The organism is Plantibacter sp. VKM Ac-2876 (assembly GCF_015350715.1).
Classification (GTDB): Bacteria; Actinomycetota; Actinomycetes; order Actinomycetales; family Microbacteriaceae; genus Plantibacter; species Plantibacter auratus.
Genome location: NZ_JADKSI010000001.1, coordinates 1,156,610 through 1,168,698 on the forward strand (window position 1 = coordinate 1,156,610; position 12,089 = coordinate 1,168,698).

The following is a 12,089-nucleotide window of genomic DNA, read 5'->3' on the forward strand; positions in this document are numbered from 1 at the left end:
GTTGAAGGACACGTTTCGAGCAAGAAGGTTTCACGTGAAACAACCCGAACCAACGCATTCCGCGGCTCCCGAGCGCGACTCCGTTGGTAGCGCCTTCGACGCGTCCACGCCGTTGGCTCGCGAGCTCCATCATCTGACTGAGAGGCGTAAAGCCTTGGCTCACGCAACCCTGCCGACGCCCGACCACACTCGGGTCTTCACGGTCTCCAACCAGAAGGGTGGAGTCGGTAAGACGACGACCACCGTCAACATCGGCGCCGCCCTCGCCCGTTCGGGCGCTCGTGTCCTCGTGATCGATCTGGATCCCCAGGGGAACGCGTCCACCGCACTCGGCGTTGAGCATCACTCGGATGTCCCGAGTGTCTACGACGTCCTGATCGACGACTTCCCCCTGGCCGATGTCGTCCAGCAGAGTCCCGAGTTTCCCACGCTGTTCTGCGCTCCCTCGACGATTCATCTCGCCGGTGCGGAAATCGAACTCGTGTCACAGGTTGCGCGTGAGCACCGACTCCGCACGGCGCTCGAACAGTTCATCCAGGACGCCGAAGAGCCGTTCCATTACGTCTTGATCGATTGCCCGCCGTCCCTCGGACTCCTGACGATCAATGCCTTCGTCGCGGCCAAGGAAGTCCTCATCCCCATCCAGTGCGAGTACTACGCGCTTGAGGGCTTGAGCCAGCTCCTCAGTAGCATCCAGCTAATCCAGCGGCACCTGAACCCAGGGCTCGCCGTCAGCACCATCCTCCTGACGATGTACGACGGTCGCACCAACCTTGCGCAGCAGGTGGCTCAAGACGTCCGAGACCACTTCACCGGGCAGGTCCTCGAGTCCGTCATCCCGCGAGCGGTGCGCATCTCCGAGGCCCCCAGCTTTGGGCAGAGCGTCATCAGCTACGACCCCACGTCGCTCGGCGCGGTGTCCTATCTCGAGGCAGCGGCGGAGATCGCCAACCGATGGGCCGCAGGCTCCTCCGATACACCCGATACGAACCACCCTGAGGGAGTCAGTCACTGATGGCAACGAAACGAACTGGACTCGGTCGCGGGATCGGTGCACTCATTCCGACGACGAGTTCAGACTCGCAGGCGAACCGTCCCGTCGACGTCTTCTTCCCCGACAACCAGGGCACTGCCCGGAAGGCGGCGAAGGACGCGGCGACCGCTGCTGCAGACGCTGCCGCTGCAGAGGCCGCGGCAGCCGACGCCCCCACTGCACCGGACGCTGTGGCTCCCACGGCAGATGGGCCGCAGCTCGTGGCCGTTCCCGGCGCCCGGCTGGCGTACCTCTCCCCCGAACTCATCGTGCCGAACGCCAACCAGCCTCGCACGGTCTTCGATGAGGACCACCTCGCCGAACTCGTCACGAGCATCCGCGAGGTCGGTGTCCTGCAGCCGATCGTGGTCCGTCCGATCCCTGGCGACGACGAACGATACGAGCTCATCATGGGTGAGCGTCGACTTCGCGCGTCGAAGGAGGTGGGTCTCGACCGCATCCCTGCGATCATCAAGGACACCGCCGACGAGGACATGCTGCGCGATGCGCTGCTCGAAAACCTGCACCGATCCGAGCTGAATCCGCTCGAGGAGGCTTCTGCATACCAGCAGCTCTTGGCCGACTTTGGAATCACCCAGGACGAGCTTGCCAACCGCATCGGTCGGTCCCGCCCCCAGATCAGCAACACGATCCGCCTACTCAAGCTGCCGGCGGCCGTGCAGCAGCGCGTCGCTGCCGGTGTGCTGAGCGCCGGACATGCTCGCGCCATCCTGTCGCTGACCGATCCTGAGGCCCAGCAGCGCTTGGCCGACAAGATCGTGAACGAAGACTTGTCCGTGCGTGCCGCGGAAGCTGCGGCGGCTCAGGGCGTTCAGGCGAAGAAGCCGCGGCCGATCGCCGGATCGCGACGTGGGCAACTCGATGAGATCGCAGACCGCCTCGGCGACCGCCTGAACACCCGCGTGAAGGTGACGCTCGGTGCGAAGAAGGGGCAGATGGTCGTGGAGTTCGCGACCATCGCTGACCTCAACCGCATCCTGAGCGAGCTTGGCGAGTCAGGATTCGGTCAGTCTTCCTGACGCTGTTTCACGTGAAACATGGGCCATTCGGCCGTGAGGCTCATGATGCCCTTCGACAAGCTCCGTGGACCGAGATGGTCGAGAAATTGCCTGGTGGGTTCCGGGACGACTGCGCCTGGACCGCCGCTAGGACGGAACGGTCTATACCTGATCACGGGCTATTTCCGCCACGTTTCACGTGAAACGGCCTGACAACGAAGAACCGCCCGACTCAGATGAGCCGGGCGGTTCCTTGGTTCAGAAAAACCTGATCAGGCGAGGAAAGCTGCGAGATCCTTCTCGAGTGCTGCCTTGGGCTTGGCACCGATGACGGTCTGCACGACCTCGCCACCCTTGAACACCTTCATCGCGGGGATGGAGGTGATCTGGTACTTCATGGCCAGGTTCGGGTTCTCGTCGACGTTCAGCTTGAGAACAGTGATCTTGTCGCTGTTCTCGGAGCCGATCGTGTCGAGGATCGGGCCGACCGCGCGACACGGACCGCACCAGGCGGCCCAGAAGTCGACGAGGACGGGCTTGTCGCTGTTGATGACCAGTTCGTCGAACGTGGCCTCGGTGACTGCATCTGACATGAGTGTTCTCCTTCGTGGTGGCCAGGCCGACAGCCTGGCCGTCGATCAAACGGTGGTGGTGAGCACGGGGTCGGCCGGCTGTGGACGACCGGCCGTCTGTGCTTCGCCGATGGCCGACGCTTCCCCAGCAGCCTGCTCGAGGTCTGCGAGGTAGTGCTCCGCGTCGAGGGCGGCGATGGTGCCGCTGCCGGCAGCGGTGATGGCCTGTCGGTACGTGGGGTCGATGACGTCGCCAGCGGCGAAGACGCCGGGGAGGTTGGTCTTCGACGAGCGGCCCTTGACGGCGATCGTGCCCTCGGGGGCGAGCTCCAGCTGGCCGTGGATGAGGTGCGTACGCGGGTCGTTGCCGATCGCGATGAACAGGCCACCGAGCGGCAGGTGGGTCTCCGTGCCGTCAATGGTCGAGCGCAGGGTCACGCCGTCGACCGCATCGGCACCGGTGATGCCGGCGACTTCGCTGTTCCAGACGAACTCGATCTTCTCGTTCGCGAACGCGCGGTCCTGCATGATCTTCGACGCGCGGAGGGTGTCCTTGCGGTGGATGACGTAGACCTTCGACGCGAACCGCGTGAGGAAGGTGGCCTCCTCCATGGCGCTGTCGCCGCCACCGATGACCGCGATCGTCTTCTCCTTGAAGAAGAAGCCATCGCAGGTGGCGCACCAGGACACACCGTGGCCCGAGAGCCGCTCTTCGTCGTGCAGACCGAGCTTGCGGTAGGCGGAGCCGGTGGCGAAGATCACGGTGTGCGCTTCGTGCACCTGTCCGTTGCCGAGGGTGACCGTCTTGACGTCGCCGTCGAGCTTCAGCTCGGTGACGTCGTCGTAGAGCACCTCGGTGCCGAACCGCTCGGCCTGCTCCTGGAGCTTCATCATGAGCTCGGGGCCCTGGATGCCCTCGGGGAATCCGGGGAAGTTCTCGATCTCGGTGGTGTTCATGAGCTCGCCGCCGGCCTCGACCGATGATGCGACGAGCAGCGGCTGCAGCGAGGCGCGGGCAGCGTAGATCGCCGCCGTGTAGCCGGCGGGTCCTGATCCGATGATGATGACCTGACGCACGATGCTCCTCAGTGGTTCGTGGGCTCCCGGACCAGGTGGGTTCCGGGGTTCCGAGTGGTGTAACACATCCTAACCGGCCCCTATTCCGCTCCCCCAGGGGCCTCGGGCAGCTCTCAGCCGGTGTGCTCGAGGTGGTGTCGACGCGTGGGTGTCAGCGCCCGAAGCGGGCGAGGACGGGCGCCAAGGCGGCCTTGAGCTCCGGCGTGCGCAGGAGGGCGAGCACCGCGAGGTACACGGCGGCCATCGCCGCCCCGACGACGGCCATGGTGACGATGGCGCCGGGGATCGTGGCGGTCGGGAACCCCTCCTCGCTGACACCGCCGAGCAGCAGCAGCACGACGACGCCGACCACGGCCGCAGGCACGGCGGCGGCGATGAACCGGACCAGGCTCAGGACGATGCGTCGGCCGTCGAGACCGCCCAGCCGGCGCCGGAGCAACAGTGCGGCGACCACGGTCTGTGCGATGCACGCGATCGTGATGGCGAGCGCGACGCCGGCACCCACCAGATGCCGTGGGAGGACCAGGAGCACGATCAGCGCCAGGAGGACGAACAGGAGGGTCTGGAACAGGGTGAAGAAGAAGGGCGTCTTCGTGTCTCCGAGGGCGTAGAAGGCGCGCTGGAGGACGAAGAGGATGCAGAAGGGGACGAGTCCGATCACGAAGGCGATGATGATGCCGCCCATCGCCTGCGCCTGTTCGAACGTCTCGGCGAAGACACTGCCGAACGGCACGGCGACCACCATGATGACGGCCGCTGCGAGGACGATGAGGACGCTCACGACGCGGATGGCTCCGGAGATGTCGGCCTGCAGTCGCGGGACGTCTCGTCCCCGATCGCGTGTGCCCTGCGCGTGCTCACTCATCCGCGTGAAATAGGCCGTCGCGATCGAGACGGTGATGATCGAGTGGGGGAGCATGAAGATCAGCCAGGCGTAGTTGAGGATCGCGACCGAGGGTCCCTGCTTGCTCACGGAAGCGACGATCTGGGTCTCGATGATCCCCGCACCGGTCGTCAGGAGCAGCATGCCGAAGGTCCAGCTGGCGATCCGCCCGGTGGCCCGGAGACCGACGCCTCGCCACTGGAAGTCTGGTCGGAAACGCAGCCCGGCTCGACGCCAGAACAGCATGAGGAAGGCGGCCTGGACGACGACGCCGAGGGTGGCGGAGCCTGCGAGGAGTACCGTTCGACCGTCGGTCCACTCGCTGACCGCGAGGTCGCCGCGGCCGTACAGGGAGATGAAGGCGATCAGCCCGGCGATCGCGATGACGTTGTTGAGCACCGGTGCCCAGGTGAACGGCCCGAACATCTTGCGTGCGTTCAGGACCTCGCCGAGGACGGTGTAAAGCGCGTAGAACAGGATCTGCGGGAGGCACCAGTAGGCGAACGCCGTCGCGAGCGCGAATTGATCAGGCGACAGCGTCGCGGCGACGATGAACACGAACACGGGTGCGAGCAGGGTGATGAGCGCGGTTGCCCCGCCGATGAAGACGAGGGTGATGGTGACGAGCTTGTTGATGTAGGCGTTGCCACCATCGGCGTGGATCCCCGCACGGACGATCTGCGGCACGAGAACCGCGCTCAGCACGCCGCCACCGATGATGACGTAGATCGTGTTCGGGAGCTGGTTGGCGATCGCGAAGGTGTCGCCGATGACCAAGACGCCGATGGCCTGAGCCACGAGTACCGCTTTGACGAAGCCGAGCAGTCGGGAGACGAGGGTTCCCGAGGCGAGGAGCGCGCTCGCCCTGCCGATGCCGTCAGCCATTCGTCTCCTGTCGTCCGGGTGACGACTCTACCGGGGGCTCACCGCCGGGGGGCTGACCGCTGTCCGGAGCATCTGCGGGGGCGGCGGACGTGGTACCCGAGCCGCGTCGCTTGGCTCGTCGACTGAGGACCATGCGGATCACACCGCTGACGAACAGCAGGGCGACGAGCAGGGCGAGGACGACGGCACCGATGCCCTCCCAGTCGGCGCGGACGTTCACGCCCACGAAGGACTGTTCACCGATCGCCTGCCCGCTGGTGCTGAAGAGTTGCAGACGGAGGGTGACGTCGCCGTTGCCGATCTGTGACTGCACGGGGACGAGCACGGTGGCGCGCGAGTCCGCGGCGATCTCCTGCGTCACGGAACCGGAGATGCTCAACCGACCGTTGCTCGGTGAGGCCTCCATGACCACGGTGACGGGATAGGGCAGGTCGTTGCGCACGGCGAACGGCAGGGACACCTCGCCGCCGACCATGTTGATGCGACTGCTGTCGGTGACGCGCACCGACGCGAGGACCGTGTCCGTCCGTTCCTGCTGCGCGGTGACCGCCGTTCCCCAGTCGCCCTCCGCACGCAGCCAGCCGGCCGCGAGGCTGGAGAGCAGGGTGGCGCGTTCCCGTCCGGTCAGCAGCTCGGGTTCGTCGAGCACCGAGGAGAAGGCGGTGACGTCCTGTTCCTCGTCGAGGAGGACCTGCACGTCGGAGACGCGTTCGCTGTCGGGTGCCATCGCCCCGAGCGTCACCGCGGCCGGAGGCTCGGCGAGCGTCGCCGCCAGGGAGGTCTGCGCCGTGGCCGGCAGGGAGCGGAGCGCGTTCACGGTGTCGGCGAGGGCGGGCAGGGTCGCGTCCACTCCCCGAGGCAGCACGGCGACGACCGTTCCGCCGGACGAACCCTCGGTGCCGATGGCGGCCGCCCGCGCGTTCACGTCGGCGATGGCGCTCTCGAACGCGGCGTCCGTCGTGGCGGCGGCGGCGTCGCCCAGCGACTCGGCGAGGCCGTGGTCGGCCAGCAGCGTCTGCGCCGTGCCGACCGTCGCCGAGGCGCGCACGGACTGTCCGGTGTCGGTCGTGTTCGCGGAGTCGAGCATCGTGACCGTTCCGCCCGATGCGGCGAAGACGGCGAGATCCGCATCGGTCACCGCGCCTCCCGCCCACACGATGCTGGGGAGCGAGTAACTCCAGCTGAGGAGCTCGTCCATGGTCGGAACGGTCGGCACCGCCTGCCCGGGAGTCTCGGACGGGCTCGGTGTGGGTGCCGGTTCCTCCGACGGAGTGGCTGCCGCCGACGGGTCGGTGGACGTGGCCGGTGAGGAGCCGGCCTGCGGCGTCGGCTGGACGTCGTCGGGCCCGGTGGTCGGCGACGCGGTCGGGGTGGGCGTCTCGGTCGGCTGCACGACGGGGAAGTCGGCGACGTTCAGGGCGAAGGAGAACGAACTCGGGGTCAGCAGCCGGTCGAGGCCGGCTTCGGCCTGCAGAGCGGGTTCGGCGTCGCCGTACTGGAGCGCGAAGGTCTCGTTCGGTGCGGCCTCGAGGCGGGCGAGCCAGGCGACGGCGCTCTCCGGTGCGCGCGTGCCGAGCGCCCGGATGGATGCGATGATGCGTGGGTCGATCCCGAGCGCGATCTGCTCGCCGAAGAGTGCGTCGAGCTGCGTCGTGAGCGCACCGTCGTCGGCCGTGAGCTCGGCGAGTTCGTCCGCATCGAGGAGTCCGCCGTAGCTGAGGGGCACGGTGAGCGGCGCCACGAGCGCGACGGTGGCTGACGTGGGTTGGCCCTGCGCCCGCCAGACCAGCGCCGTCCGACCTCCGGCTGCGGTGTCACCCGCGACGTAGCCGGCTGAGACGCCGTAGGAACCCCACGCGTCGGTGTCGTCGAACCCCAACGCCGGAGGAGTGAAGTCGAGCCCGCTGACGACGTACTGCTGTCCGGCGATGAGCTCGGGGATGTCGATCGTCCGTACCACGGTGGTGCCGGCGGGCGTCGCTGCGGCGTCCGCCCCGGTCGTGTCGAGCCAGGCGTCGAGCGCCGCCGTGCCGGTGATCCTCGCCGTGGTGACCGCCACGGACACGGAGCCGGCGGGGAGGTCGGCGTCGGTGCCGTTCGTGAGCGTGATGCCGAACGAGGTGAGGGACGAGGGTTCGACCGCTCCTCCGTCGCTCGGGCTCACCTCGACGGACACGAGGCCGTCGGGAGTCGATGCCGTGTTCGCGCTCAGCTCGGGCGAGGCGATCGCGCTGGACCCCGTGGACCAACCGCCGGCGGACACCACGGCGAACGACAGCGCGGCTGCGGCGAGGGCGCTGAGGAGGCGTGGGCGGTGGCGGTGGCGTGTCATGGGCGGTGGGGACGGTCCGCTTGGGCGGAGTCGTCCGGTGACGATTGTACGGGGGCCTCCCAGTCGAACCTGGGTGCTGGTGTTCTGGGAGACGCCGATGCGGAGGTTGCCGGGGTGTGAGGCGGCCTCGAGCCCTACGTCCGCGAGGTCGGGTCGGACCGTTCGGAGGAGTCCGTCCCGTCCACTCGTGCTCCGGCTTCGCCCGGTCGATCCTCCCGGCGCCCGGCGCCGAGCGACAGGGTGGCGAGGAAGCCGACCGCCAGGAATCCTGCGGCCGCGAACGCCGCGAAGCGGGTGCCGTCCGACAGGGCGATCCTGGCGTCCTCGGCCACCGTCGCGGTCGCCGGGTTCGCGTCGAGACCGGCGATGGCGGCGCCCGAGCTGTCGACGACGCTCGTCACGAGAGCGTCGCGCTGGGCGGTCGGCACACCGGCGTCCTCGAGTCGTCCGTCGAGGACCGACGCCGTGCTCACGAAGAGGATGGTCCCGAGGACGGCGATACCGAGTGCCGAGCCGATCTGCCTCGCCGTGCTCTGCGTCCCGGAGCCCTGGCCGCTCTGCTCGACGGGCACGTCCTTCAGGACGACGCCCGTCAGCTGTGCGGTGGCGAGACCGACGCCGAAGCCGTAGACGAACAGGAACGGCACGATGGCGAACCATTCGGTCGCCGGCCCGACGACCAGCCCGATGCCCGCGACACCGATGATCTCCGCGACGATGCCGACGCGGACGATCAGGACGGGCGCGACCCGGTTGCCGAACGCGCCGGCGAACCCGCTCGCGACGAAGGAACCGATCGCGAGGGCCAGAAGGATCAGACCGGTCTGCAGTGCGCTGTAGCCGAGGACGAACTGGAGCCAGATCGGCAGCGAGAGAATGATGCCGAACTCCCCCAGCGAGACGATGAGGGCGGCGATGTTGCCGTTCCGGAACGACGGCAGCGAGAACAGGGAGAACGCGATGATCGTGCTGCGCCCCTGGCGCATCCGGTGGCGTCCCCAGAGGACGAACGCGACACCTGCGACGACCGTGACCATGAGTGCCATGGGTACCGGGGAGAGGCTGAACGGCCAGGTCCAGTCCCCGATGACGAGCGGGTTGTCCGTGAGCCACCACCCGAGACTCCGGCCCTCGATGAGTCCGTAGACGAGGGACGCGCTCGTCAGGATCGACAGGACGGCTCCGACGACGTCGATGCGGTCGGTCGCGGGTTCCCGCGACTCCGACACGAACAGGAGCAGTCCGACGATGATGAGGACACCGAGCGGCACGTTGATCCCGAACGCCCAGCGCCAGGAGAAAGCGGTGGTGAGCCAGCCGCCGAGGAGCGGACCGACCGCCACCATGCCCCCGATCGTGGAGCCCCACACCGCGAAGGCGATCGCACGGTCGCGGCCTCGGAAGGTCGCGTTGATGATCGAGAGGGTCGTCGGCAGGATCATCGCGCCGCCGACGCCCTGGATGACCCGGGACAGGATCAGGAGGTCGCCCGTCGGCGCGACGGCGGCGAAGACGGAGGCTCCGCCGAAGACCACGACGCCGACGAGCAGCACCCGACGACGGCCGAACCGGTCGGCGAGCGTGCCGAACACGATGAGCAGTGCGGCGAAGACGAGCGTGTAGGACTCCTGGACCCACTGCACCTGGGTCGAGGAGATCCCGAGGTCGTCGACGATCGACGGGATCGCCACATTGACGATCGTCGAGTCGACGATGATGAGGGCGACGGCGATGCTGATGACGACGAGACCGAACCATTTGCGACGGTCCGACGGCGAGCGCTCAGGCTTCGCGGAAGGCGTGGACTCCGTCATGCGCGGAAACGATCAGCTGGCTGCATATTCTGATTATGCGCCTTCTCGAGGCTGATGTCACACGGACGTCCGGCGGTCAGACGAGGAGCGGCTGCAGCTGGCGCGAGCCGTCGATCAAGAGGTCGAGGAGTGCGGCGGGGCGCTCGATCCGCTCACTCGGTGCCGAGAGCGACAGCCCCGCGACGAGACCGCCGCGGTCGTCCCGGATCGGGACCACGAGGCAACCGTGACCGGGCGTCACCTCACCCACTTGCCGTGCGTACCCGAGTCGTTCGACGTCGTGGATCAAGGGCTCGGCGTCCCGGAACGGCCGCTGGACGAGTCCTGACCAGTCGTATCCGCCGTGAGCGAGCTCGTGCAGGAGCAGACGCCCGATCGCGGAGGTGTCGAGACGCCTGACGATCCGCTGCTCGTCACTCAACGGGAAGTCGGGATCCGCATCCGCGATCCTGATCCGATCGCCCTCGTACCGTACGAGGTGGACGCCGCCTCGCACGCTCGACCGCAATCGTCCGATCACCTCGCGCGCAGCGAGCGGGGGTGGTGCTGGAGCGACGAGATGGGCGAGCTCGACGACCTTCCGTCCGAGCGCGAATCCACGGAGATCGGGCATGCGGACGAGGTATTCGTCCTGGACGAGGAGGTTGAGGAGTCGGTACGTGGTCGCCCTCGGCATGTCGAGTCCGGCCGAGACCTCCTGCGCCGTCACACCGGCACCGCATCGCGCGACCTCCTCGAGCACGGAGAGCGCGCTGTGCACGGCCTTCGGTTGTCGGGCGCGGAGCTCGCCCGCGCCGCTCACCGGGGCTCCGCGGACGGTCCGCCGAGCACGTCGGCGCTCACCGTCTCGTCGTAGACCCCCACGGTCGAACTCAGCCACGGTCGGCGTCGATGCCGGATCGCCCAGATCGCGATGCCGAGCGCCATCGTGACGAGGAACACCCAGACGCCGACAGCCCGCTCGCCGGCGCTCTCGACGACCAGATAGACGACGAGCGCGACGGACAGCAACACCCCGGCCACCACCGCTCGCAGGAGCGGCCAGAGCGTCAGTTCCCCGATCCGCCAGAGGAAGACCGGGGCTGCGATGCAGACGAGGACGTAGGCGGTGATGTACCCGGCCGCGGCCACGACGATGAGGACCTGCATCGCCGCCCAGGCTCCTCCGGTCAGCACGAGCGCGAGCACCGAGACGGGCGTGACGATCGCCAGAGCCGTGATGATCGCCACATGGGGCGTACGGAACCGGCCGTGCGTGGTCCCGAGGCGCGACGGGAGGACCCCCTCTCGACCCATCGAGAACACGACCCGCGAGAACGCCGTGATGGAGGCGATCGCACAGGCGAGGAACGACGCAGCGACAGACAGGTCGAGCAGCAGCCCCATCCATTCGACGCCGAAGGCCAGCGCCAGGTCGTTGATGGGCGTCCGCGTCGCGGTGATGTCCTCCCCCAACGCCGCGAAGCCCGCCAGCTGACTGTACGAGGTGACGAGGAAGAGGAGACCCGCGCCGACGACGGTCCAGACCAGGGACCGGGGGATGCTCGCGAACGGCCGACGGGCTTCGACGCCGAGCGTCGAGGAGCTCTCGAATCCGACGAAGGCGGTCACGGCGAGGACCGATCCGACCGCAAGGTGCTCCGGGGAGGCGTCCAGCCCGAGCGCGGCCCAGTCGGGCGTCGGTCCGAGCTGCGACAGGAGCACGCCCACGAGGATGAGGATGGTCGCGACCGAGGCGCTCTCCACGATCAGGGTCACCCGGGTGGACAGGTGGATCCCGCGGACGAGCACGACGAGGCAGACGACGGCCATGCAGACGAGGAGTACGGACACGACACCCGTCGAACTCGGCATGCCGGGCCAGAACCGGTGCAGCAGGATCGACAGGTAGTACCCGGCACCGGCCAGGGCGAACATGGCGATGAAGCCGTACCCGATGAGCAGCGCGACGCCCGTGACGAAGGCCGCACCCGTTCCGAGCCCTTTGGAGACGAAGGTGTACAGCGAGCCGGTCGCGGCGATGCGCTTCGCGAACACGTTCACGGTGGTGGCGACGAGCAACGACAGCAGCATCGCGATGGCGAGCGACCACATGGTCGCCCCGCCCGCGGTCACGGTGACGATCAACGGGATCGTCGTCGCAGCAGCGGACGGCGCCACCGCCGAGACGGACTGGGCGAACACGTCGACGAACCCGACACTGCGCCGCTGGAGGCCGTCGACCGGTGACCGGGACTCGAGACCGCGGACGCTCGGAGGATTGCTGATCGCACGTTCCAGAGCCGTCACGTCCTTCACCTCCTCCTCGTCGTTCAGGCTAGGCGCGTCCCGTTGCACCGGCGTGGCGGGCGTGTTTCGGCTTCATGACCGTCAAATGAGACAGCGGTGTCGACCGGTCTCATTCGGTGCCGAGCAGGTGTTACGGCGACGAGACGAGGCGGCAACAGGAGACCGGGATGCTGGCCTCGTCCCGA

General features: G+C 68.0%; 9 protein-coding genes. 2 read left to right on the forward strand and 7 right to left on the reverse strand.

What is annotated here, in order from left to right; genetic code table 11:
• Positions 1–34: 34 nt before the first annotated feature.
• The gene (locus ITJ62_RS05555) at positions 35–1,015 is read left to right on the forward strand and encodes a ParA family protein (protein ID WP_079704317.1); all 981 of its coding nucleotides are present in this window, start codon (positions 35–37) and stop codon (positions 1,013–1,015) included.
• Positions 1,015–2,073, forward strand: coding sequence for a ParB/RepB/Spo0J family partition protein (locus ITJ62_RS05560; RefSeq protein ID WP_194600006.1), 1,059 nt, complete (start codon positions 1,015–1,017; stop codon positions 2,071–2,073). The genes ITJ62_RS05555 and ITJ62_RS05560 overlap by 1 nt, the downstream gene beginning before the upstream one ends.
• Before the next feature lie 251 nt (positions 2,074–2,324).
• Here the strand turns inward: ITJ62_RS05560 and trxA are convergent, their stop codons facing one another.
• From trxA to ITJ62_RS05595, 7 genes are all read right to left on the reverse strand, one after another.
• Positions 2,325–2,645 (reverse strand): thioredoxin, encoded by a 321-nt coding sequence (gene trxA / locus ITJ62_RS05565; protein ID WP_064294045.1) that lies wholly within the window; start codon positions 2,643–2,645, stop codon positions 2,325–2,327.
• A gap of 45 nt (positions 2,646–2,690) precedes the next feature.
• Positions 2,691–3,701 (reverse strand): thioredoxin-disulfide reductase, encoded by a 1,011-nt coding sequence (gene trxB, locus ITJ62_RS05570; RefSeq protein ID WP_194600007.1) that lies wholly within the window; start codon positions 3,699–3,701, stop codon positions 2,691–2,693.
• A gap of 151 nt (positions 3,702–3,852) precedes the next feature.
• Positions 3,853–5,469, reverse strand: a complete 1,617-nt coding sequence (gene murJ, locus ITJ62_RS05575; RefSeq protein ID WP_194600008.1) for a murein biosynthesis integral membrane protein MurJ — start codon at positions 5,467–5,469, stop codon at positions 3,853–3,855.
• A complete protein-coding gene (locus ITJ62_RS05580; protein WP_194600009.1) occupies positions 5,462–7,801 on the reverse strand; it encodes a DUF6049 family protein in 2,340 nt (779 codons plus the stop codon). The genes murJ and ITJ62_RS05580 overlap by 8 nt, the downstream gene beginning before the upstream one ends.
• A 134-nt stretch (positions 7,802–7,935) precedes the next feature.
• A complete protein-coding gene (locus ITJ62_RS05585; RefSeq protein ID WP_194600010.1) occupies positions 7,936–9,615 on the reverse strand; it encodes a DHA2 family efflux MFS transporter permease subunit in 1,680 nt (559 codons plus the stop codon).
• Positions 9,616–9,691: 76 nt separating this feature from the next.
• Positions 9,692–10,417, reverse strand: coding sequence for a helix-turn-helix domain-containing protein (locus tag ITJ62_RS05590; RefSeq protein WP_194600011.1), 726 nt, complete (start codon positions 10,415–10,417; stop codon positions 9,692–9,694).
• A complete protein-coding gene (locus tag ITJ62_RS05595) occupies positions 10,414–11,904 on the reverse strand; it encodes an APC family permease (protein ID WP_194600012.1) in 1,491 nt (496 codons plus the stop codon). Before ITJ62_RS05595 ends, ITJ62_RS05590 begins: the two co-directional genes overlap by 4 nt.
• Positions 11,905–12,089 lie beyond the last annotated feature (185 nt).